The organism is Synechococcus sp. B60.1 (genome assembly GCF_047462555.1).
GTDB lineage: Bacteria > Cyanobacteriota > Cyanobacteriia > Thermostichales > Thermostichaceae > Thermostichus.
Map to the genome: position 1 here is coordinate 1 of NZ_JANSJN010000043.1, position 21,885 is coordinate 21,885.

At 59.9% G+C, this 21,885-nt stretch carries 21 protein-coding genes and 1 tRNA gene; 9 read left to right on the top strand and 13 right to left on the bottom strand.

The window, feature by feature from the left end; translation table 11 throughout:
* From nuoI to NW863_RS06490, 4 genes are all read right to left on the bottom strand, one after another.
* Positions 1-470 (bottom strand): NADH-quinone oxidoreductase subunit NuoI (nuoI, locus tag NW863_RS06475; RefSeq protein ID WP_414365356.1); only part of this gene is annotated, 470 nt, incomplete at its 3' end.
* 29 nt (positions 471-499) lie between these two features.
* Positions 500-1,621 (bottom strand): NADH-quinone oxidoreductase subunit NuoH, encoded by a 1,122-nt coding sequence (gene nuoH / locus NW863_RS06480; protein ID WP_414365358.1) that lies wholly within the window; start codon positions 1,619-1,621, stop codon positions 500-502.
* Positions 1,622-1,681: 60 nt separating this feature from the next.
* Positions 1,682-1,885, bottom strand: a complete 204-nt coding sequence (locus tag NW863_RS06485; protein ID WP_414365360.1) for a hypothetical protein — start codon at positions 1,883-1,885, stop codon at positions 1,682-1,684.
* Between the two features lie 30 nt (positions 1,886-1,915).
* Positions 1,916-3,100, bottom strand: a complete 1,185-nt coding sequence (locus NW863_RS06490) for an NAD(P)H-quinone oxidoreductase subunit H (protein ID WP_414365381.1) — start codon at positions 3,098-3,100, stop codon at positions 1,916-1,918.
* A gap of 173 nt (positions 3,101-3,273) precedes the next feature.
* On the opposite strand from NW863_RS06490, the gene NW863_RS06495 reads away from it, so the two are divergent.
* Positions 3,274-3,597, top strand: a complete 324-nt coding sequence (locus NW863_RS06495; protein WP_414335221.1) for a DUF3288 family protein — start codon at positions 3,274-3,276, stop codon at positions 3,595-3,597.
* On the opposite strand, the gene NW863_RS06500 is transcribed toward NW863_RS06495, so the two are convergent.
* Both NW863_RS06500 and NW863_RS06505 read right to left on the bottom strand, forming a co-directional pair.
* On the bottom strand, positions 3,594-4,151 hold the full coding sequence (locus tag NW863_RS06500; RefSeq protein WP_414337178.1) for a carboxymuconolactone decarboxylase family protein: 558 nt from the start codon (positions 4,149-4,151) through the stop codon (positions 3,594-3,596). The two genes, NW863_RS06495 and NW863_RS06500, sit on opposite strands and share 4 nt — an antisense overlap.
* A 203-nt stretch (positions 4,152-4,354) precedes the next feature.
* Positions 4,355-4,606, bottom strand: coding sequence for a hypothetical protein (locus NW863_RS06505; RefSeq protein WP_414365362.1), 252 nt, complete (start codon positions 4,604-4,606; stop codon positions 4,355-4,357).
* 71 nt (positions 4,607-4,677) lie between these two features.
* On the opposite strand from NW863_RS06505, the gene ureG reads away from it, so the two are divergent.
* From ureG to NW863_RS06540, 7 genes are all read left to right on the top strand, one after another.
* On the top strand, positions 4,678-5,328 hold the full coding sequence (gene ureG / locus NW863_RS06510; protein WP_414348801.1) for an urease accessory protein UreG: 651 nt from the start codon (positions 4,678-4,680) through the stop codon (positions 5,326-5,328).
* Positions 5,325-6,110 (top strand): urease accessory protein UreD, encoded by a 786-nt coding sequence (locus tag NW863_RS06515; protein WP_414365363.1) that lies wholly within the window; start codon positions 5,325-5,327, stop codon positions 6,108-6,110. Before ureG ends, NW863_RS06515 begins: the two co-directional genes overlap by 4 nt.
* 37 nt (positions 6,111-6,147) lie before the next feature.
* Complete coding sequence (locus NW863_RS06520) at positions 6,148-7,662, top strand: hypothetical protein (RefSeq protein WP_414365365.1); 1,515 nt, start codon at positions 6,148-6,150, stop codon at positions 7,660-7,662.
* 49 nt (positions 7,663-7,711) lie between these two features.
* Positions 7,712-7,791, top strand: a tRNA-Leu gene (locus NW863_RS06525).
* Positions 7,792-8,471: 680 nt separating this feature from the next.
* The gene (mgtE, locus tag NW863_RS06530) at positions 8,472-9,839 is read left to right on the top strand and encodes a magnesium transporter (protein ID WP_414336797.1); all 1,368 of its coding nucleotides are present in this window, start codon (positions 8,472-8,474) and stop codon (positions 9,837-9,839) included.
* A 104-nt stretch (positions 9,840-9,943) separates the two neighbouring features.
* Complete coding sequence (locus NW863_RS06535; RefSeq protein ID WP_414335072.1) at positions 9,944-10,141, top strand: hypothetical protein; 198 nt, start codon at positions 9,944-9,946, stop codon at positions 10,139-10,141.
* A gap of 34 nt (positions 10,142-10,175) precedes the next feature.
* Positions 10,176-10,877, top strand: a complete 702-nt coding sequence (locus NW863_RS06540; RefSeq protein ID WP_414365367.1) for an MgtC/SapB family protein — start codon at positions 10,176-10,178, stop codon at positions 10,875-10,877.
* 107 nt (positions 10,878-10,984) lie between these two features.
* Here NW863_RS06540 and NW863_RS06545 read toward each other — a convergent pair whose 3' ends face one another.
* From NW863_RS06545 to NW863_RS06565, 5 genes are all read right to left on the bottom strand, one after another.
* Positions 10,985-12,691, bottom strand: a complete 1,707-nt coding sequence (locus NW863_RS06545) for an ArnT family glycosyltransferase (protein ID WP_414365369.1) — start codon at positions 12,689-12,691, stop codon at positions 10,985-10,987.
* Between the two features lie 76 nt (positions 12,692-12,767).
* Positions 12,768-14,399 (bottom strand): DUF2254 family protein, encoded by a 1,632-nt coding sequence (locus NW863_RS06550; RefSeq protein WP_414365371.1) that lies wholly within the window; start codon positions 14,397-14,399, stop codon positions 12,768-12,770.
* 12 nt (positions 14,400-14,411) lie between these two features.
* Positions 14,412-15,860: a signal recognition particle-docking protein FtsY gene (gene ftsY, locus NW863_RS06555; protein WP_414365372.1), complete on the bottom strand. Its 1,449-nt coding sequence runs from the start codon at positions 15,858-15,860 to the stop codon at positions 14,412-14,414.
* Positions 15,861-15,959: 99 nt separating this feature from the next.
* Positions 15,960-16,808, bottom strand: a complete 849-nt coding sequence (gene purU, locus NW863_RS06560; RefSeq protein WP_414365374.1) for a formyltetrahydrofolate deformylase — start codon at positions 16,806-16,808, stop codon at positions 15,960-15,962.
* 125 nt (positions 16,809-16,933) lie between these two features.
* Entirely contained in the window at positions 16,934-17,266 is a 333-nt protein-coding gene (locus NW863_RS06565; RefSeq protein ID WP_414365376.1) for a TatA/E family twin arginine-targeting protein translocase, read from the bottom strand.
* 150 nt (positions 17,267-17,416) lie between these two features.
* On the opposite strand from NW863_RS06565, the gene secA reads away from it, so the two are divergent.
* On the top strand, positions 17,417-20,281 hold the full coding sequence (gene secA, locus NW863_RS06570) for a preprotein translocase subunit SecA (protein ID WP_414365382.1): 2,865 nt from the start codon (positions 17,417-17,419) through the stop codon (positions 20,279-20,281).
* A gap of 81 nt (positions 20,282-20,362) precedes the next feature.
* Here the strand turns inward: secA and NW863_RS06575 are convergent, their stop codons facing one another.
* Positions 20,363-21,121, bottom strand: coding sequence for a PspA/IM30 family protein (locus tag NW863_RS06575; RefSeq protein WP_414365378.1), 759 nt, complete (start codon positions 21,119-21,121; stop codon positions 20,363-20,365).
* Positions 21,122-21,158: 37 nt separating this feature from the next.
* A partial coding sequence (locus NW863_RS06580; RefSeq protein WP_414365380.1) for a polysaccharide deacetylase family protein occupies positions 21,159-21,885 on the bottom strand: 727 nt, incomplete at its 5' end.

Here is a 21,885-nt window from a genome sequence, read left to right on the forward strand (position 1 = left end):
AGCGGCGTTACCATCGGGTCTTCCGTGACCTTGGAAGGCAGACGGCCCAGCGCCACCTGATGGTAGTTCAGTTCGTGGCGGTCGTAGGTGGCTAGCTCATAATCTTCGGTAACCGAGAGGCAATTGGTGGGGCAAAACTCGACGCAATTGGCACAGAAAATACACACTCCAAAATCAATGCTGTAGCTATAGAGCTCTTTTTTCTTCAGCTCAGTGTTATAGACCCAGTCCACCACCGGCAGGTCGATGGGGCAAACCCGAACACAGATCTCGCAGGCAATGCACTTATCGAACTCGAAATGAATGCGTCCCCGAAAGCGCTCGGAGGGGATCAATTTCTCAAAGGGGTACTGAACAGTTACGGGCCGGCGGTTCATGTGGTCGAAAACCACCCCCATCCCCTGGCCGATGTACTTGGCCGCTTTGAAAGCATCGCTTACGTATTCGCCAACTCGCTTTAGAAAAGTCATGGTCGCTTTCCTCTCTCTTGTACTCTCATTCAACCCCCGAAAAAACTTGGGAAGGCGAGTTTCAAAGCTGCCGTCAACAGCAAATTGACAAACGAGACGGGCAGCAGAAATTTCCACCCCAAGTCCAACAGTTGGTCAATGCGCACCCGCGGCAAGGTCCAGCGCAAGAGGATGGCCAAGAACACGAAGATAAAAGCCTTGACCATCGTCATGAGAATCCCTAAGACCGCCGCGCCGATCTGCAAAAAGGGGTTGTCCAACGGGATCCCAGCCCAGGCGGCGATCGTCTCCACCGGCACCACAAACGACCAGCCGCCCAAGTACAACACCGCCGCAATTAGGGAAGCCAGCAGCAGGTTGGCGTAGGAGCCCAAGTAAAACAGGGCAAACTTCATGCCGGAGTACTCCGTTTGGTAGCCAGCCACCAGCTCCTCCTCAGCTTCCGGCAAGTCGAACGGGATCCGCTCCGTTTCTGCCAGGGCCGAGATCAAGAAAATGACAAAACCAATCGGCTGCCGCCAGACGTTCCAACTGAGGATCCCCAGCCCGCTCTGCTGCTCCACAATCCCCACGGTGTCTAGGCCGTTGCTCATCAGCACTACCGCCAGCACCGACAGAGCTAGGGGCAGCTCGTAGCTGATCGACTGAGCTGCCGCCCGCAGCCCCCCCAGCAGGGAATACTTGTTGTTGGAGCCGTAGCCGGACATCAACAAGCCAATGGGCTGCACGCTGGAGGTGGCGATCAGGAAAAAGACGCCGATGGCGATGTTGGAGATCAACAGGTTTTGGCCGAAGGGAACCACCAGGTAACACAAAAAGACCGGCAGGAAAACCAAGATCGGCCCCAGCGTGAACAAAACCGGGTCGGCCAGGCTGGGCAGCACATCCTCCTTCGTCAAGAGCTTGATGCCATCGGCAATCGGGATCAGTACCCCCTGGGGGCCAGCCATGTTGGGGCCAATCCGCTGTTGGGCTGCTGCCGAGATCTTGCGCTCCAGCCAAGTCATCACCATCACCCCTAGGGTGGCGGCGATGACCAGCAGCAACATGGGCAGGGGCATCCAGAGGGCATGAGCGACGCCTGGGCTCAAGCCCAAGTTTTGCAGGGCAGTCTCAAAGCCGAGCTGTAGGTCGATACCGGCAGTTGTCATGGGGTTGAGTAGCTCCCTAAAGACGGTGGGTCAAAAAAACCTTGGATCCCGTGTCGTTAACTAAGCCTTGCCGTTGGGATCCGACTGAGAGGGACGGTGGCGGCGGCGTAGCTCCTGCTGAATGATGGCCTGGAGGCGAGCATCAGATAGCTGCTCGGCGCGGCGACGCCTTTCTTCTTGGTACTTGGCCCATTGCTTGGGGCCGATAATTGCGGCAATAGTTGCAACAATCAAAAGCGGCAGAACCAAGATCGCCCAGGCCATCGCCTTTATCCTCGCTTTCCTAGCGGTATTTTAGCGATCCACCTCCCCCATGATGATGTCGATGCTGCCCAGAATGGCGATCATATCGGCTACCTTCATGCCGCGAATGAGCTGAGGCAGCACCTGCAGGTTGACAAAGCCAGGCGGACGAATTTTCCAGCGCCAGGGACAGACATTGTCGTCGCCGACGATGTAAATGCCCAGCTCGCCTTTGGCGCTCTCCACCCGCACGTAGGCCTCTCCTTTGGGGATCTTGAAGTTGGCCGAGGGTTTTTTGCTGATGAACTGGTAATCGCCTTTGTTCCACTCCGACTTTGGCCCCTCCAGCATGCGTTTGGCTTCCAGATTTTCAAAGGGGCCACCGGGCAGAGCCTTCACCGCCTGCTGGACAATTTTGCAGGACTCGCGCATCTCCTTCATGCGCACCCGATAGCGGGCCAGGCAATCCCCCTCTGGGTAAACGGCCACCTCCCAGTCGAAGTCGTCGTAGCACTCGTAGTGATCCACCTTGCGCAGATCCCAGTTGACGCCGCAGGCGCGCAGCATGGGGCCAGATAGCCCCCAGTTGATGGCATCCTGCTTGGAGATGACCCCCACCCCTTCCAGCCGCCGGCGGAAAATGGGGTTGTCAGTAACCAGCCGCTCGTACTCATCTACTTTGGGCAGGAAGTACTCGCAAAAATCGAGGCATTTTTCCGTCCAGCCGTAGGGCAAATCCACCGCTACGCCCCCGACGCGGAAGTAGTTGTTGTTGATGAGGCGCATGCCGGTGACGGCTTCAAACAAATCCAAGATCCACTCCCGCTCCCGCATAGCATAGAGGAAGGGGGTTTGGGCACCCAAGTCCGCCAAGAAGGGGCCGAACCAGAGCAGGTGATTGGTGATGCGGGTCAGCTCTAACATGATCACGCGCAAGTAGCTGGCCCGCCGGGGCACCGGGATCCCAGCCAGTTTCTCGACGGCGTTGACGGTGATGGCCTCGTTGAACATGCCAGCGCCGTAGTCCCAGCGAGAGACGTAGGGCAGGTATTGCACCACGGTGCGGTTTTCGGCAATTTTTTCCATGCCGCGGTGCAAGTAGCCGATCACGGGCTCGCAATCAACGATGTTTTCGCCATCGAGGGTGACCAGCAGGCGCAAGACCCCGTGCATAGAGGGATGGTGCGGCCCAAAGTTGAGCAGCATCCGGTCGGTACGGGTCTCGATCATGGGCATGGCCATAGCCGCCGCCTCCGCAACTGAAGAATGTTTATGGTCTGCAACATTTGCAGTATAACGGCTTTCCCGCGGTTCCTCGGCCTCTCGGGCCATCAGGGATCCCAATTTTCGTCATTGAGGATCCCCTAATGGGTTCGGCTAGAGTGTTTTAAAAAAAGGTAAGGAGAGGGATGGCGGCATCTGGTTCACCCCCGAATGGCCTATCTCGGCGGGAGCAACAGCATCCGCTATATGCCACCGACAGGGCTGTGCTTGATGAGCTGATGGCGCAGGCTCGGGAGAACCCTCCCTCCGATTGGGTGCTGGCCGAAGTCGCCCGTCTGCGCATCCGCTATCAAGGTTTCCCTGGCGCCTGGGATCTGCAGCAGGATTTGGATCAGATCTTGGAGCAGTGGGGCCTGAGCGAAGAGGAGCTGTTTGCCCGCACCCGCCAGATCCACGCCCGCGGCCAGGTGTACGACCGTAGCTTCAGCACGCGAGACGACTGGGCCTAGGAGGCCTGGAGTTGCTCCGCAAAAACAGGATCCAGAGGCACATCCAAAGCGGCGATGACCTTGGTCCAGAAGTTCATAAAGCCGATCCAGGCCGAGAGCTCCACCAGATCTTCATCCGACCAGATGGCTTTGAGTTGGGCAAAGAAGCTGTCGGTAACCACCATGCTAGGCACGGTCATGCGCTCGGCGTACTCGATGGCCAGTTTCTCCGCCTCGGTGTAGAGGGTGCTGGTGCGGGCCTGGGCCACCGCCGCAATTTTGGCCGGGCTAGCTCCGTGTTTTTGCGCCTGCAGGGTGTGGTAGGGCAGGCAGTAGTGGCGGCAGCCGTTGATCTGGGCAATGCGGATGCTGACCAGCTCCTTCAGCTCTTCGGGCAGGTTGGGGTTGTCGGTGTGCAGCGCCCCGTAAAGGTTCATCACCGCCCGCATCAGTTGTGGCTTATGGGCCATCACCTGTAGCGGGTTGAGGGCGGTGCCGTAGGTTTTCTCCAGGCTTTCGTAAACCTTCTGCAGTTGCTTATCGGCTTTTTCTGGGGGAACAGGAGGGATCCGCATGGATGATCTATAAAATTGCAGCATTCTCGACTTTAGCGCGTTTGGGGGATCCGCCCAAGCCTTCCACTCCGCTGCCCTGGCTGTTTCCTCAGGGATCCCTGCTCCCACTGAGGAGTGAGCTTCAAGCCTTCTGACAACTTTGGGTGCGGGCTTTCCCGGCCCCACCGTCAAGCCGGACGGCAGCCCTGTTTGCAAGCCCCAACTCAATTCCCCAAGGACTGCTCGAGGGCCTCCACCTGCTGCTGCGTGGCCGTAGCCCCTTGATTGAGGGTTTGCTGGAGCTGTTCCCGCGACTGGTAGATCTGCAGCGGCCCTCCCTGGGGGATTCCTTGCTGGGCGGCCTCAGGGCTGGCCTGTTCCGGCCTCGGCTCTGAACCGAGCGGGTTGCGATAGAGGCGGTTCACAACCAAAAAGCCCACCAGCACCACGGCAGTTGCCACCAAAAGTCGAACCATACCCGGATCCCTTGCGAGCACCTGGTTCTAAAATGCCCAAAAAGAGCCTCAAGTATCAGAGGTCGGGCACAATGGTACAGACTGCTCAGCCGGTACGGGTTGGCATTGGGGGCCCGGTGGGATCCGGAAAAACCGCCCTGGTGGAAAAGCTCTGTCTGGCGCTGCGGGATCACCTGTCTTTGGCCGTGGTGACCAACGATATTTATACCCGCGAAGATGCCGAGTTTTTGGTGCGGGCCAAGGCGCTGGAAGCGGAGCGGATCATCGGCGTGGAGACCGGCGGCTGTCCCCACACGGCCATTCGGGAAGACGCCTCCCTCAACCTCGATGCCATTCAGGAGCTGGAGCGCCGCTTCTGTCCCCTGGATCTCATCCTGGTGGAATCGGGGGGGGATAACTTGGCAGCCACCTTCAGCCCAGAGCTGGTGGATGCCTGCATCTATGTTATTGACGTGGCCGAAGGGGACAAGATCCCGCGCAAGGGGGGGCCGGGGATCACCCGCTCTGACCTGCTAGTGATCAACAAGATCGACCTGGCGCCCTACGTAGGGGCAGACTTGGGGGTGATGGAACGGGATGCCCGCCGCATGCGGGGGGACAGGCCTTTTGTCTTCACCAACCTGCGCACGGGCGAGGGGCTGGAGCAGATCCTGAGCTGGCTGGAGCGGGAGGTGCTCTTTCGCTCCATCCAGGCCGATTCTCCCTCTGTGAGCCACCTGTGAACTTCGGCAAGGCCCTCTTGAAGATCAGCCGCCAAGGCCAACAGACCCACATTTGGGAGTATTCTCAGGCCCCCCTGCAATGGCTGGGATCCCCGGGTGAGCCGACACTCTATTACCTACGCAACCCCAATGGTGGACTGCTGGGCGGGGATCGCCACCACATCGCCATCGAGCTGGGGGCAGGCGCAGCGCTGGAAATTCGCACCCAAGGGGCAACCCGCCTCCACCCCGGCCTGAGCCGGCAACAGGCCAAGGTCAAGCTGGCTCCCACCAGCCAACTGATCTGGATCCCTCACCCGACCATTCTGGGCGCAGGAGCAGACTTCCGCCAACAGGTGCAGATCGAGCTGGATCCCAGTGCCCGCTTGGCCTATGCCGAGATCTGGACAGCCGGGCGGCTGGCCATGGGGGAATGCTGGCAGTTTCGGCGCCTTTCCAGCAGCTTGCGGGTTTGGGTCGCTGCCGGGATCCCCGCCTCCACAGACGGGAGCAAACTCTGGCTGCAGGAGCACCTAGACCTGCGCTTTCCCCACCAGCATATCTCCGCCGCGTCGGTGCTGGGATCCCATCTCTGCTGGGGATCCCTGTACTTACTGGGGGATTGGCCAGAGCCGGAGTGGCCGACGGATACGCACCACTGGCTGCTGCGGTCGCCGGATCCCATCTGTCAGGGCTGGATCCTACGCCAGGTGGGACCCCAGGCAGAGGCCATCTGGCAGCAGTTTGGCCAAGTTGTGCAACAGCTTGCCCCGGCCAAGAGAAGCTCAAGCCAGGGGTGGTAGGCTAGGGCTGGCTTAGCCCAACCCGTTGCACGAGATCATGAACGCCGCTCGACGCATTATCAGACGTTCCGTCCGCAAGGGGCGAAGCCGCTGGCTCCTCCTCTACGAAAAAGGAATGGCCCTGCTGGCTTTGGGCAACCTGTGCTTGGTGCTCTTCGACCTCAGCTACGTGCCCTGGCGAGACTTCTGGCTCCAGGGGCGGGTGCAGATCTTCGGTGCCTTTGGCCCTCCCATTCCCTTGCCCATCCTCTCCCAACAGACCAGCCGCTCCCCGGTAACCGACCTGTACGACCCGGTTAAAGGCATTGAGCCCAACCCGGAAACCCAGCGCTACTTGGCCCTGGTGGATGAGCTGCGCCAGGTCACCCTGCGCTTTGGGGTGGAGTCGGAAGCAGCGGCACCGATCCTAGCCCGCCTGCGGCAACTGAGCGACGAGATGATCGAGACCAACCCCTTTCAGGCCGCCAACAAAACCGGCCAGTTTGTGCGCATCCTCAACTTGATGCGGGAGCACATCCCCGAAGCCGACTCGGCCAAGGCTGCCTTCGCCCGCTTCTGGACTGCCGAATACTTGGCCAGCGTCGATCCCAAAGACGGGATCGAATTTTTCCAGGCCCGCCTGCGCCCCCTCTTCGAGACCAATTACTCCCGCCCCATCGGCGAGAGCGGCAACCCGGTGGACTTTTTCCCCCTGCTGGACTTTCCCTTTGCCTTGGTGTTTGGGCTGGAATTTGTGCTGCGCACGGTGGCCATCAGCCGTCGCTACACCGGCGTCAATTGGCTGGATGCCATGCTCTGGCGCTGGTACGATGTGCTGCTGCTGTTGCCCTTTTGGCGCTGGCTGCGGGTAATCCCCGTTACCATCCGGCTGGGACAGGCGCAGTTGCTGGATCTGGAGCGGATCCGCGCCCAGGTGAGCCAAGGCTTTGTTACCAACTTCGCCGAAGACCTGACCGAGGTCATCGTCGTGCGGGTGATCAACCAAATCCAGGCATCCATCCAGCGGGGATCCTTGCCCCTGTTGCCAGCAGCCGATCCCTCCCGCAGCTACATCGACCTCAACGAGATCAACGAGCTGGAAGCCATTGCCAACCTGGTTTTTCGCACCGTCCTCTACCGCGTCCTGCCCCAGGTTCAGCCGGAGGTGGAGCAATTGCTCCGCTACAACCTGGATGGCCTGCTCAAACAACTCCCCGCCCTGCAAACCCTGGAACGGCTACCCGGCCTCGGATCCCTGCCCGGCCAACTGACGGAGCGCCTGGCCAGCGAGCTGACCACCACCACCTATAAAACCTTGACCCACAGCTTCGAGGATCCCGTCGGCTCCCAGTTGGCGGCCCAACTGTTGCGGCGCTTTGGCGAAGTCTTGGCCAACGAACTCACCCAGCAACATGCGCTGGATGAGATCCGCTCCCTGTTACAAGACTTGCTGGAAGAGATTAAGATCAACTACGTGGAGCGCCTCTCCCACGAAGATCTGGAGGAAGTGATGGAGCAAACCCGCAAGCTGCGGCAAAAAGCTCAACAACTGCAGCAAGCCCGCGGTGCGTAGGGATGGTTGACGAGGTTCCACCGGTTCAGTAGGATAATGGTTCCAGTCCGGGCGAGTGGCGGAACTGGTAGACGCACCGCACTCAAAATGCGGCGGGAAACCGTGTCGGTTCGAATCCGACCTTGCCCATGGCAAAAAGCTCAGTGACTCCGGTCTGGGCGTTAGCCCTTGAGAAGCGGCTGCTGCCACCGAGATAGGCAAGGAACGGAAAAAAGGTTGACGGGATCCCCCTCCGGCAACTAGCCTAAAAAGGGCTGAAGAGATCCTCTTCAGGCTGTCCGGGTTGTTCCGGTTCAACTTTCTTGGAGGAAAACGTTCAACACCATGGACGCTTCTGGCAGTTGTAGCACTGGCCGGCAAGGATCGCTCTTCGGGGATCAAATCCTTGGAGACCTACATCCTACTGGTGTCTTCCTTTTTCCCGCTGACAGCTTCAGTCGTCGCTTGAGAGGATCCCGTTTCGCCAACGCGAAGGGGCAGGAGAGCTTTCTCAAATAGCTTCTGGCTTGGGTGGCTCTCTCGGTCGGCGACGAACAGATGGGCTGAGCAGAGCTCGACCTGAGCATCGGAAAAGGGAAAATCAGGAGTGCTTCAAAGGGGACTTCCCCTGGCTTTGGCTTTTGTAGGTGTTCGTGGGCCAGGGGATCCCTTTTATCGACTTGGGCTTTTGGGCTTCGAGTCGGATCTAAGGTTTTGTGAGGCGTTCAGCTTCAGGGCTCCCATGAGCTTTGGAGCACGAGTTGGCCGTTGCCCTCCGGGTCTTTTATCCGGCTAACTTCAACCTTCGGAGGTTTGTTATGCGGCAAAACATGCTTCGCGATCTTCTCTCTCCCGCCTCTTTGGAAGCCGCCAAGCGAGCGGCCAATCGTGCCCCTATTGCCGAGCTGGTGCAGCAGTTAATGGAGATTTCTCCACGGCAGCGGGTTTTGGCTTTTCGCCTGTTGGAAAAAGACAAAGCTATGGCGGTATTTGAGTATCTGCGGCCCGAAGAACAGGCCGATCTCATCCGCAGCATGGAAGACCCAGAGGTGATCCGGCTGGTGGAAGCCCTACCCCCAGACGAGCGGGTGCGTCTATTTGAGGAGCTGCCGGCCAAAGTTACCAAGCGGCTGATCGCCAACCTCAGCCCAGAAGCCCGTGAAGCCGTGAATATCCTGCTGAACTACCCGGAGCGCAGTGCCGGTCGGCTGATGAACCTGCGCTACTTGGCGGTGCGCGATACCCTCACCGTTGGGGCGGCTTTGGCCAGCGTGCGCGACTCCCAACTGGGGGACGACGAGCTGGATGTCATCTTTGCGGTCGATGACCAGCGGTTCTACAAAGGTCTGGTGCGCACCGTGCGGCTGGTGAAAGTGGATCCCGACCTACCCATTCGGGAGCTGATCGAAGGATCGGATATTGTTGCTCGGGTTACCGATCGAGATTTGCAAGCAGCCCGCCTGCTTAAGGATTCCGGCTTGCCGGCCATTCCGGTGGTAGACAGCGAAGGGCGCTTGGTGGGGGATATCACCTTTGAGGATGTGATCAACTTGGTGGAAGAGGAGGCTACGGATGCGGCTTTGGCCCAGGCCGGGGTGGCTAGCTTGCTCAGCCGCGATAAGGTGTGGAGCGAGCGGCTGGTCAAGGGATCCCGCTGGTATTCTGTGCGTTTGCGCCTCACTTTTTTGATCATCACCCTGATCGGTGGCATGTTGGTGGGGGGAGTGATTGAAACCTTTGAGGAAGTGTTGCAGGCAGTTACAGCGGCGGCTGTTTTCATCCCGGTGATCATGGATATGGGCGGCAATGTTGGCACCCAATCCACCACCATCTTTGCCCGTGGTCTCGCCTGGGGCCATATAAATGTGAAGCAGTTTCTTGGCTACTTGCTGCGAGAAGCCAGTATTGGCGGCATTATTGGTGTCATTCTAGGGGTTGCGGCTGGGGTGATTGCTTACTTCTGGCAGGGAGCACCCAATGGGATCCCACAGTTGGGTCTCGCAGTGGGCCTATCTATGGCCATTGTGTTGACTTTAGGAGCTTTTCTGGGGGCGATTCTGCCCTGGATCCTCTTAAAGCTGGGCTTTGACCACGCTCCCGGGGCAGACCCTTTCATCACCACCATCAAAGACTTCACCGGTCTCTGGGTGTATTTCACCCTGGTAGCTTGGCTGGTCGGCGTTGAAGTCGAGCTCTGAGGCCGCTCTTTTCCCCTTGCAGTCCAACTTCGGCTCCCAGGCTACCCCCGGCCTGGGGGAGCTGGGTTGAGATTGAATCCGATTATTCGTTCAGGAGGTGTGCCATGACCTTGAAAGCTCCTTCCACCACAGCTCAGTTCCGGTTGCTGCTGCAGCGCTACGCCCATCGAGTCAGCATAACCTGCGCTTTAGAAACAGGTGGTAAGCTGGCCCCAGAAGTGGCCTTTGCTCAACTGGAAACCCTCTGGCAGGCTCTGGAACAGGCGGCCAAAGCCCTTGGGATCCCAGATGTGGCCGGCTAGCCCTCACTCCTCCACGAGAACTGGAGCCTGACCTATGACCTGGATCGACTTCACCTTCCGCCTAACGGTTGCTTTTATTTTGGGATCCCTCATCGGGTTGGAGCGACAGTGGCGGCAGCGCATGGCCGGCCTGCGCACCAACACCTTGGTGGCCACCGGTTCAGCCTTGTTTGTCATGCTCTCAGTTCTCACTCCTGATGAAAGCAGCCCGACCCGCATTGCTGCCCAGGTGGTGTCGGGGATCGGCTTTTTGGCCGGGGGCGTCATCCTCAAAGAAGGGGCCAGCGTGCGCGGCTTGAACACCGCTGCCACCATCTGGTGTGCGGCTGCCGTGGGAGCCTTTGCCGGGGCGGGGTATATTCCCCAAGCCGCTATTGGGGCAGGAGCTGTGCTGATTTCCAATATTCTGCTGCGCCCCCTGGGCTACCGCATCAACCAGCAGCCCCTCAAAGGCACAGAACTGGAACTGGTCTATGAGTGTTCATTTATTTGCAAAAGCCATGCGGAAGCCCACCTGCGCGCTCTTCTGCTGCAGGGCATAGCCCCTTCCCATCTCAAATTGCGAGCTCTCTACAGCGAAGATCTGGAGAACAAGCCCGACCTCGTTAAAGTCGAAGCAGAGCTGGTCACCCAAACCCGCGATGACCAGGCTCTAGAACAGGTTGTCAGCCGCCTCAGCCTCGAACCAGGGGTGATGACCGCCCGCTGGCGGATCATCGAACAGGAGTTTGGATAGTTGAGCCTTCCCTCCTAGCTTCCCTCCTTATAGGAGAGGGAAGACATCACCACCAACCGGGGCAGGCTCTCAGATAGATCAGCCCCAAAGCCTCGGCGAGGATTTCGCTAGGGAGAAAACCCCCCGGCAGCTCGATCCAGGCGACGCGCCAGTTGCCAGCCCTCCACCTCAGCCAAAGGCTGTAGCCCCAGCTCCTGGAGCGATAGCTGCTGAGCTTGGACAGGGGAGACCCAGAGGTAATCCCCATGTTCCCCTGCCCGTAGGGCCTGGTTATCTACCCATCGCCCGGGGTTAGGGGTGTAGAAGGCGAGGGCCTGGGCTTGACAGACATCCGGCAGGCCGCTGCGGCCAATGTCTACCACGGGAAAATCGGGGTCGGCAGAGCCCAGCATCTGTTTCCAGTCCATCTGAGCGAAGGCGGGATTGAAATTGCCAAAGTCAGGCCGCAGAACAATGCTGACCATGGTGAGGAGGCTGGCAGCTAGGAGCGTACCCACCCAGAGTTCACCAGCATAGTGCAGCACCCGCCGCCAGCTCCAGATTGCCGGCAAGAGCAGATACAACAGACCAATGGCCACCAACGACCAGGCGTGGGGTTGGAGCAGCTCCAATCCCTCGACATCCCGCCTGACGGCCACTCCCAAACCCAAAAGCAGGGTCCCCACCGCCGCCAGCCCCCAGGAGAGCACCTGGGCCAGGTGGGGCCTGTCCCGCAAAGAACCTCGTCCCGCTGTTGCCACCGAGCCGGTGCGGAGCGGAAACGGCAGAGCTTGATCCAGGGCCACCCCTGCCAGGAGAGCCAGCCAGGGATAGAGCTGTACCGTGTAGTAGGGCGTTTTGGTGGGGTAGAGCTGCAAGAGCAAAAGCAACAGCAAGGGGAAAGACCAAACCAGCAGGGTGGATCCCGGCTTTTGCCGCAGCAGCAGCCAGCCTCCTACCAAGGCCAAAACCGTCCAAGGGAAGCCGTGGAGCGGGAGGTGCCAAAAGTAGTACCAGCCAGTGGCATCGGCATGGAAGGGCTCTCGCCCCAGATCCCATACCTTCCCCACCAAGGCAGCCAGCACCTTTGCGCCATACACCCCCATAGCCGGCACCAGCCAGAGCCCAAAGATCCCCAGGCCCAGCAACATCCCCAGCCAAAAAGAGCTGGATCCCAGCCAATGCCGCCGCTGCTGCCACAGGTAGGGGATCAAAGCAACCCCCGGCAGCAGGATCATGGCACTCTTCATCAAGAGGCCCAGCCCAAAGGCTATCCCCACCAACCAAAACCAGCGCCGGTGGCCGCGGCTGCCGTTGACTAGGGCCAGGATCCCCAAGAGCTCTAGGCAGGTTAGAGGCACGTCCTGCCCCACCAGCCGTCCCTGCTGCACCCAGAGGTAGCAGAGGGGTAAAACCGCCATGCCCAGCAGGGCTGCCCGGGTTGGCAAAAAGGCCCGCCCAATCCAGCCAATGAGGGGAATAGAAAGCAGAGCCGCTAGGATCCCGGGCAGCCGCGCCGCCCACTCGTTTACGCCGTAGAGGGCAAAGCTAAGGGCCACACTCCAGGTGAGCAGGGGAGGTTTTTCAAAAAAGGGCTCCCCCAGAAAAGTTGGCCCCAGCCAGTTGCCTCCCCGCAGCAGCTCGCGGGCCATCTGGGCATAAAAGCTCTCGTCACAGCCAGCCAAGCTGGGATCCGCCCCCGAAAGCACAAACAGCGGCACTGCCAGGCCCGTGATCCACAGGCTCAGGCCCCAAAAGGACAGCAGGTTTGGGTCGCGGCGAAACTGGACAAAAGAAGTACTGCTTAGACGGTTGGGGTTGCCGGAAGGACGCATGAGACAAGCCCTCTGAAACAGCAGCCAGTGGCGGCTCTAACCAGACTAGACTCCGCGGAAAGAGATCTGGCTTTTTTTAGGGAAGCTCCAGGGATCCAGAGGTACTCTCTAGCCCATCTACCAGTGAGGTCAGTCCCTGAAACCAGCCAAAAAACTGCTCGGCATAGGGTTGCAGGGCGGGCTCCAGGTAGTAGAAGTTCTCCCCCCGGTCGGTAAATTCCCAAAACTCTGCCGCCGTAGAGAGCAGCTCCTGGCGGATAATCTGAAGGCGGGCCAAGGGCTCGTGCTGCATGTCCTGATAGATCAGCCTCGCCCAATCCTCCCGGCCACAACTGAGGAAATAGGCTGCCAAGCGGACTTGGGTTTTGCGGATCCCGCGTAGGGTGGCTTCCTGCTGCTCGCTTTCCGGGTCTTGATCTAGGCGCAACAAGACCTGCAGGATGGCCTCTGTTGTTTCCGCTTGCAGCGCACAGCTCAGTTGGGCCAAAACGCCCAGGTCAAAGCCAAAGGTTTCGCAGAGGAAAAAGAGGCCGGCCTTGTAGGCCACCAGGCTGTAGTAGCGAAAATGGCTGACTATCTGCAAAACCAATGCCGGCTGCCGCTGGCGCAAAGCAGCCTCGGCCAGCAGACGGTACTGCTTGAGCAGGTTGTAGCCGCTGCGGATATCTCGTGCGTTGATGACGGCCCGTAGGTAGGTGTTGAAAAACTTGATTACCCACTCCACAAGCCGAAGCTGTTGGCTTTGCAGAGCCCGGATCCCCAGATCCCGTGTGTGGATAGCTACCAGGGTGCTCACCTGGCGCATGCCATTTAGCCCCTCGGCAAACAGAGCCTGATACTGCCGCAGGATCTTCAGCTCCAGCCAGGATCCCTCCGCCTCGATCTGGCTCAATAGCCGCTCATCCACCGAGGCAAAGTCGGGATCCCGCCGCAGCGCGGGGGTCAGGAGAAACCAGGAGCAGGGCAGGTGCGCCTTGTGCTCGGCATAGAATAGCCACAGGGCCTTCAGGCTATCCAAGGCCTCTAGAAGGATAACCCCCTCCTGCTGATGCAGAGCACTGGTGGCGATGGTTTTGATCTCATCTAGAGCCGCCAGGCAGCGCTGCTGGGCTGTCGAGTAAGGCTCTGGCGCAGAGGGGCAGGCCTGCTCGGGGCCCAAAGGTCGTCTGGCAAGGAGGAACTGGGCAGGCCGGGAAGCCAGAGATCTGAGAATCGCCTGCTGTGCCTGCTGTTCGATGCGGCGGACAATCGAAGTTGGCTGCAGGAAGTGAAACACAAAGTGAAAGTAGGGGATCAGTAGCAAAAACGAGGCCGTGCCCAGCAGCAAATTAAGCCCGATCAGCAGTCTTGGATTGTCGAAGAAACCAAGGGCCATCGAGCTCCACAAACTGACCACATTGGCCAGGATGAGAAAAAAGAACAGGTAGAAGTTGACCTTCTCGCGCAAAAATAGCTCGGTGACCTTGGGGGTAAAGCGATCCGCGCTCAACTGCACCACAATGGCCACCACCGAGAGGGTGAAGCCCAGCACCCCCGACAGCACCTGGGCCAAGGTGGCAACAAATTCCTGCAGTGCTCCTGGATCTTGAATTGGCCTGGCTAGAGTCAGCTCCATGCCCGCCTGGAGCCAGTGGGATCCGCCCCAAGCCCACAGCAGTCCAGCCGCCACCACTGCAGCGCTCCAGGGCAGAAGTTGACGGCGACGCATGGCCAGGGGGGTTCAATACTCGCTTAGAAGAGCTTCCACAAACTCATAGCTGGAAAAAGGTCGCAGATCCTCTAGCCCCTCGCCGGCACCAATAAAGCGGATGGGCAAGTGCATCTGCTGGGTAATGGCCAGGGCAATCCCCCCTTTGGCGGTGCTGTCGAGCTTGGTGAGGATGACGCCGGTTAGCTTGGCCACTTCGGCAAACACCTGGGCCTGGCGCAGGCCGTTTTGCCCTTGGGTGGCATCCAAAACTAAGAGGCTTTCCACCTTGGCTTCGGGAGCTTTCTTGTCGATGATGCGGCGGATCTTGGCCAGCTCCTCCATCAGGTTTTTCTTGTTTTGTAGCCGGCCTGCTGTATCCACCAGCAGCAACTCGGTGCCTCTGGCCTTGGCGGCTGTAATGGCATCAAACACCACCGCCGCTGGGTCGGCATTGGGGGACGGGTTGGCAATCACCTCCACCCCGGCGCGTTCCGCCCAGATCTTGAGCTGCTCCACAGCGGCAGCGCGGAAGGTATCGGCGGCAGCAATTAGACACTGGTAGCCAGACTCACGGGCCACATGGGCAATTTTGCCGATGGTGGTGGTCTTGCCCACCCCATTTACGCCTACGATCAGCCAAATGTTGAGCGTGCCCCGCTGCGGTGCAAAGGTGGGATCCCCTACTGTCAGCATCTGCCGCATCTGCTGCTTGAGGTACTTCACCGCCTCCTCTGGGGGCACCACCTCTTCGCGCAGGCGTTTTTGCAGGGCCTGAATGATCTGCTCAGTGGCCTCAACCCCCACATCCGCCTGCAGCAACATTGCCTCAATTTCCTCGACGGCATCCTGGTCGAGAGGGCCGCGGCCCACTAAGGCTTTTAGCTGGTTGATGAGGTTAAGGCGGGTTTTGCCTAGACTTCGCCGCAGCTTTTGCAGCCAGGAGATCTCTTCTACGGAGATCTCTTCGGGTTTGCGCCCTTGGGCCGCCAGGATCTCGGCTGACCAGCGAAAGCCCTCGTCGAAAACCAGCTCTTCCGCCGCCGGCTCTGGGGGCGGGGCGGCCACGGTTGTGGCCACCGGCTCTGGCTCCTCCACAGCAGTGGCTTCTAGGGCCTGCAGGCGCTCGGCAGCACGGGGAGCCAGATCAAAAAAGGAAGGCGCAGCAACCGGCTGGACAGGGGGCGAGGTGGGAGAGACCGCCTCAGTTGCTGCCGCCTCTGGAGCAGAGGGCTGGGCTCCGTCGCTTGCAGGCGATTCTGGCGCTGGGGCGGCTGGGGAGACAACCTCTGCTTGAGTGGCTTGGGCTGCAGCCCGCGCCTTTAGGTTGGCATAGGCAGCCTTGGCAAAGGCCAAGTAGTCCTCTGGCGACATGGCTGCCGGCTCTGGCGCTGGGGGGGCCGCCAACTCAGGGTTTTGGGAGGAGGATTCTGCTCCACCCTTGGAGTCGGTGTAGCGACGGCGAAACCAATCGAAGGCCATAATCCCACCTCTACTCTTGTTTTCCAGTTTGGCAGAGCAGTTCTCTTTCTGGAGCGCCGCCCTGCTGAGGAAGGGATCCCTTGGAACGGCGCGGCTCCCCTAAGCGAACACCACCGTCTTGTTGTGGTAGACCAGCACGCGATTTTCCAGGTGATAGCGCACGGCCCGGGCCAGGACTAGGCGCTCCATGTCGCGGCCCTTGCGAATGAGGTCGGCTACTGTGTCGCGGTGACTCACCCGCACCACGTCCTGCTCGATGATTGGCCCCTCGTCCAGCTCCTCGGTGGCGTAGTGGGCAGTGGCGCCGATGATCTTGACGCCCCGCTGGTGGGCGCGCTGGTAGGGGTTGGCACCGGCAAAAGCAGGCAGGGTGGAGTGGTGAATGTTGATCACCGGCGGCGCCTGGCGGAGCAGCCACCCACTTAAGACCTGCATGTATTTGGCCAACACCACCAAGTCAATGCGATACTCCTGGAGCAAGGCAAGCTGGCGGGCCTCTGCCTCGGCCTTGTTCTCCGGAGAAACGGGGATGTGATAGTAGTCGATGCCGAAGGAGCGGGCCAGCGGCTCCAAGTCGGGGTGGTTGCTGATGATCAAAGGGATCTCCGCCGGCAGCTCCCCAGCCCTCTGGCGCCAGATCAGATCCAACAGACAGTGGGGCTGCTTGCTGGCCCACACGGCAATGTGCCGGCGGGTGTCAGAAAAATGCAGCTCCCAGTTGGCCTGGATGCCACGGGCAATGCCGGAGAAAGCGGGGACGATCTCCGACCGTTCCAGCCGAAAGCCCTCCAAATCCCACTCGATGCGGCTCAGGAACAGCCCTGCCTCGAGATCCGTGTGGTGGTCGGCGTGAAGAATGTTGCCGTCGTAGCTGTAGATGAAGTTGGAGAGCTTGGCTACCAGCCCTTTTTGATCCGGACAAGAGACCAACAAAGTGGCCGTGGGCATAAAGTCAGCCCTTCTACCCTAGGATTTGAACCAAGAGCAAGCGGGACAGCAGCCTCCATCCCTGGAGCGAGGTATGGCTGCCCCTGTCCAAAAAGGCAGGGGATCTCCAGGCCGAAGCGAGGAAGCTAAGCAGCATCTGCTGTCGGTGGGTTGTTGTCCGCAGGGGCCCCAGGCTCTGCCGCAGCTACGGGTTTTGCAGCTGCCTCGGCGGTGGCGACGGGGTTGGTTTTGGGTGAAGCTGCAACTGCTGTCTGGGGAGCAGAGGCGCGGGCGGCTTTTTCCAGCTCCTGGGCCTCCTGACTTAACTGCGCCTCAAACTCCCTAGCAGCATCCTGTAGGCTGCGCAAGGTTTTAGCTAAGGCACGACCCACCTCTGGCAGCTTGCGCGGCCCAAACACCAAGAGGGCCACTGCAAAGATAACGAGCATTTCTGGCAGCCCAATGCCCAAGAAATTCATAAGCCGTAGGATCCCTTTGCTTCCCTAGCCTGACATCTTCTTGCCCTTGGCCGCAAGCACCTCCCTCCTGCCAAAGCTCTAGCCGCCCAAGACAATGGGAGGGGAATGATAAAATTGCGCTATACCCGTTCTATTGGCCTAGGCTCGCTCATGCTCCAAGCCCTCCAGAAACTCTTCGGGGATCCCAACGATCGCAAGATCCGACAGTACCTCCCTGTCGTCAAGCTGATTAACTCGCTGGAGATTGAGATCGCCTCCCTTTCCGATGCGGAGCTCAGGGCCAAGACCACCGAGTTTCGCCAGCGCTTGGATAGAGGGGAGTCCCTCGACGATCTCCTGCCCGAGGCGTTTGCGGTGGTGCGGGAAGCGGCCAAGCGGGTTCTCAACTTGCGCCACTACGATGTGCAGCTCATTGGTGGGATGGTGCTGCACGAAGGGCAGATTGCCGAGATGAAAACCGGCGAAGGGAAAACCCTGGTTGCCACCCTGCCTGCCTACTTAAACGGCTTAACCGGGAAAGGGGTTCACATCGTTACTGTCAACGGCTACTTAGCCCGGCGGGACTCGGAGTGGATGGGGCAGGTGCACCGCTTCCTGGGCCTAACGGTTGGCCTGGTGCAAGAGGGTATGTCCAGCGACGAGAAGCGGCGCAGCTACCACTGCGACATTACCTACTGCACCAACAGCGAGTTGGGCTTTGACTACCTGCGGGACAACATGGCCACCGACATCAAAGAGGTGATGCAGCGGCCCTTTAACTACTGCATCATCGACGAGGTGGACTCCATCCTCATCGACGAGGCCCGCACTCCCCTGATCATCTCCGGCCAGATGGCCCGTCCCTCCGAAAAGTACCTCAAGGCGGCCCAGGTGGCGCGGGAGCTGATCCGGGACGAGCACTACGAAGTGGATGAAAAAGCCCGCAACGTCATCCTCACCGACGAAGGTTTTGAAGCCGCCGAGCGGTTGCTAGGGGTCTCCGACTTGTTCGATCCCAAGGATCCCTGGGCGCATTTTGTCTTTAATGCGGTGAAGGCCAAGGAGCTCTTCATCCGGGATGTCCACTACATCGTCCGCAACCAAGAGGTGGTGATTGTAGACGAGTTCACTGGGCGGGTGCTCCCTGGTCGCCGCTGGTCAGACGGGCTGCACCAGGCGGTGGAGGCCAAGGAGGGGGTGCCGATTCAAAACGAGAGCCAAACCCTGGCCACCATCACCTACCAAAACCTCTTCCTGCTATACCCTAAGCTCTCCGGCATGACAGGCACCGCCCGCACCGAGGAAGCCGAGTTCAGCAAAACCTACAACCTAGAAGTCACGGTGATCCCCACCAACCGGCCCATTCGCCGAAAAGACGCCCCCGACTTGGTGTACAAGACCGAAAACGCCAAGTGGAAAGCGGTCGCCGAGGAAATTGCCCACATGCACGCCCAGGGGCGCCCTGTTTTGGTGGGAACCACCAGCGTGGAGAAATCCGAACGCCTCTCGGCCATGCTCAAGGAAATGGGGATCCCGCACAACCTCCTCAACGCCAAGCCGGAGAACGTGGAGCGGGAAGCGGAGATCATCGCCCAGGCGGGGCGCAAAGGTGCTGTAACCATTGCTACCAACATGGCCGGGCGCGGCACGGACATTATCTTGGGCGGCAATGCCGAGTACATGGCCCGCCTCAAGCTGCGGGAACGGCTGATGCCCAAGCTGGTGCAACTGGACGCCGACAACCCGCTGGGATCCGTTCCCATGGTAGGACGGGGCGGTGGGCAAGGGTTTGGCGGAACCTCGCCCAAGCCGAAAAAATCCTGGACGGTGGTCTCTCCCAACTTTTACCCCTGTGAGCTGTCACCCCGCACTAGCCAGGCTCTAGACGAGGTGGTGGCGGCGGCGGTGGCCAAGTATGGGTTGAACCGCCTGCCGGAGCTGGTGGTGGAAGATCTCATCGCGGTGGCCTCGGAGAAGGCGCCAGTGCAGGATCCGCTGATTTTGCAACTGCGGGAGGTCTACAACAGCATCAAGGCCGAGTACGAAAAGGTAACCGAGGCCGAGCACGAGGAAGTGGTGCGGCTGGGCGGCCTGCACGTGATCGGCACGGAGCGCCACGAGTCCCGCCGCATCGACAACCAGTTGCGGGGCCGCGCCGGACGGCAAGGAGACCCTGGCTCCTCGCGGTTTTTCCTCAGCCTGGAAGATAACCTGCTCAAGATCTTCGGCGGCGAGCGGGTGGCCAAGCTGATGGATATGTTCCGGGTGGATGAGGACATGCCCATCGAGCACCCGCTGCTTTCCAGTAGCCTGGAGAACGCCCAGCGCAAGGTGGAAGTGTATTACTTCGACCTGCGCAAACAGGTGTTTGAGTACGACGAGGTGATGAACAACCAGCGGCGGGCCATCTACTCGGAGCGGCGGCGCATCCTGGAAGGGGAGAACCTCAAACCCAAGATCCTGGACTACGTGCGCAAGACCGTCGAAGAGATCGTGCGGGCTCACGTCAACCCGGAGCTGCCGCCGGAAGAGTGGGAAATCGATAAGCTGACCGCCAAGATGCAGGAGTTCATCCCCCTGCTCAAAGAGAATCTCAAGGCCGACGACTTGCGGGATCTCTCCTACGAACAGATCTTGAACCACCTGATCAAGCAGGCAGAGCTAGCCTACGAGGCCAAAGAAGCTTTCTTGGATACGTTTGAGCCTGGCCTGATGCGCAAGGCGGAGCGCTTCTTCCTGTTGCAACAGGTAGACACCCTCTGGCGGGAGCACCTACAGCAGATGGAGGCGCTGCGGGAAGCGGTGGGCCTGCGCGGCTATGGCCAACGGGATCCCCTCATCGAGTACAAGAACGAGGGCTATGAGCTGTTCCTGGAGATGATGGACAACATCCGCCGCAACACGGTGTACAACTTGTTTGTCTTCACGCCCCAGATCGTGCAAGTGCCACAGGTGGCACAAGCTGTGCCGGCGCAGGCAGTGGCTGCCAGCCCCGAGACCGGCGGGGTGGTGGAAGCCGATTTCGCCGAGGACTAAGTTGACCCTCTCCCCCGGGAACGACACCCCAGCGAAGGAAAAGACCCGACAAGGCGGGGCAATAGCCAGAAGGGATCCCCACTATTGGGGAAGCCGCTTCTCGAAATCCAGATCCGGCAAGGGCAGATTGGCGGAGCTGCCCCCCTGGCCAGTGAGCATGGCCAGCCGGCGAGAGACTTCGTCGTCCATGGCCATTTCATCCAGTTGGGCGGCAAGTTGCTCGCTGCGATCCTCGGAGAGCTCGCTCATGGCGCGGGTCTTGAGCTGGCGAGCTTGGATGGCATTTTTGGCCGCCTCGAATTGGGACTTGGCCGAGTCGATGTTGTAGGCGTTGTTGACGCGAGTCATCTGCTCAAGAGCTTGGTTTACCTCGTTGATGTCTTTGAGGTTGCTCAGCTCGCTCTTGTAGGCCGCCAGCCGCTCTTTTTCCCGGGCCAGCTTTTGCTTGGCAGCGGTAACGTAGCGCTCCGCTGTTTCCACGTTCTCTTTGAGCGGGCCGAGAACCGCCTCAATGCGCAGCGCTTCCGCCATGGCCAGGCGGGCGGCCTCTTGATCCCCTCGCTGCATGGCCAGGCGAGCCTTATTCTCCAGCGCTTGGTACTCCCGCACCTTTTGCATGTACTTTTGCTCGGCCCGCTGGTAGGCAGCTACCTGGGTGGCGACGGCTTCGGTCAGACGCTGCACGGTCTCTTGCATGGCCCGTAGCGATTCTTCTGCTACCATCACCGCCCCTGTGCCACCCTTGTCCACAGGGATCCCCCACAGCCAGTTCCAAGTACCGACGATAACGCTGCCGGCCCGCTGCCCAAAAATGCCGTAGATGATCTTGCGCACGCCCATAGCTTGCCCCCTGCTCGATAGCTGACTCCTACTGTATTCAATCTTTTCCGCAACTGGGAAGGTTTCCAGGATCCGGCAGGCTGACAAAGTCAAACCCCTCCTCTCTCAAGGCCGGGATCAAGTGGCGCGTCACCTTGGCTACTTGAGATCCTCCCTGGGCGCCATCGTGGAGCACAATTAGAGAGCCAGGCCGCACCTGGGCCAGCACCCGCTCTACTACCAGGGCAACCGGTGGTTCCAGCCAATCTTCGGGCACCACGCTCCACATCACCGGAAAAAATCCCCAGCGGCGCAGATCCACCAGCGTTTGCGGCCAAAACAGTCCGTTAGGGGGACGCACAGCCCGATATTCTTCTGGGATCCCGCCGCAGGCAGCCACCAGGGCGGCTTGGCTGCGCCGCAAGCTGTTGTGCAATTCGCTGCGGCTGAGCTGGGTAAAGGAGCGGTGCTGCCAGCCGTGCAAACCAATCCCGTGGCCCTGTTGGCGGATTTGCCGGGCCAGGTGGGGCCAGCGCTGCACCCGTTCCCCCAACACAAAGAAGGTGGCCGGCACCTGAAACTCCTGTAAAACCTGCAACAGAGCTGGCGTGTGCTGCGGGTGGGGGCCGTCGTCAAAGGTAAGGGCCACTTGCCGTCTAGAGGGATCCGCCGGCAGCTCCCAGAGAGCCTCCGGGAAAAGAGTTTTCAGGCCCTGGTGCAGGAGGGGGTAGAGGGCGGAGGGGAGTATCTGCTGAGGCGAAAAGAGCATGGACCGGGATCCCGTC

Coding starts and splice junctions, on each gene's coding strand:
- ftsY (WP_414365372.1), bottom strand. CDS start 15,860: ATGGCCTTCGATTGGTTTCGCCGTCGCTACACCGACTCCAAGGGTGGA.
- purU (WP_414365374.1), bottom strand. CDS start 16,808: ATGCCCACGGCCACTTTGTTGGTCTCTTGTCCGGATCAAAAAGGGCTG.
- NW863_RS06495 (WP_414335221.1), top strand. CDS start 3,274: ATGGCGGCATCTGGTTCACCCCCGAATGGCCTATCTCGGCGGGAGCAA.
- NW863_RS06550 (WP_414365371.1), bottom strand. CDS start 14,399: ATGCGTCGCCGTCAACTTCTGCCCTGGAGCGCTGCAGTGGTGGCGGCT.
- NW863_RS06485 (WP_414365360.1), bottom strand. CDS start 1,885: ATGGCCTGGGCGATCTTGGTTCTGCCGCTTTTGATTGTTGCAACTATT.
- NW863_RS06565 (WP_414365376.1), bottom strand. CDS start 17,266: ATGAATTTCTTGGGCATTGGGCTGCCAGAAATGCTCGTTATCTTTGCA.
- NW863_RS06540 (WP_414365367.1), top strand. CDS start 10,176: ATGACCTGGATCGACTTCACCTTCCGCCTAACGGTTGCTTTTATTTTG.
- NW863_RS06520 (WP_414365365.1), top strand. CDS start 6,148: ATGAACGCCGCTCGACGCATTATCAGACGTTCCGTCCGCAAGGGGCGA.
- mgtE (WP_414336797.1), top strand. CDS start 8,472: ATGCTTCGCGATCTTCTCTCTCCCGCCTCTTTGGAAGCCGCCAAGCGA.
- secA (WP_414365382.1), top strand. CDS start 17,417: ATGCTCCAAGCCCTCCAGAAACTCTTCGGGGATCCCAACGATCGCAAG.
- NW863_RS06535 (WP_414335072.1), top strand. CDS start 9,944: ATGACCTTGAAAGCTCCTTCCACCACAGCTCAGTTCCGGTTGCTGCTG.
- NW863_RS06505 (WP_414365362.1), bottom strand. CDS start 4,606: ATGGTTCGACTTTTGGTGGCAACTGCCGTGGTGCTGGTGGGCTTTTTG.
- nuoH (WP_414365358.1), bottom strand. CDS start 1,621: ATGACAACTGCCGGTATCGACCTACAGCTCGGCTTTGAGACTGCCCTG.
- NW863_RS06500 (WP_414337178.1), bottom strand. CDS start 4,151: ATGCGGATCCCTCCTGTTCCCCCAGAAAAAGCCGATAAGCAACTGCAG.
- NW863_RS06545 (WP_414365369.1), bottom strand. CDS start 12,691: ATGCGTCCTTCCGGCAACCCCAACCGTCTAAGCAGTACTTCTTTTGTC.
- NW863_RS06575 (WP_414365378.1), bottom strand. CDS start 21,121: ATGGGCGTGCGCAAGATCATCTACGGCATTTTTGGGCAGCGGGCCGGC.
- NW863_RS06490 (WP_414365381.1), bottom strand. CDS start 3,100: ATGCCCATGATCGAGACCCGTACCGACCGGATGCTGCTCAACTTTGGG.
- ureG (WP_414348801.1), top strand. CDS start 4,678: ATGGTACAGACTGCTCAGCCGGTACGGGTTGGCATTGGGGGCCCGGTG.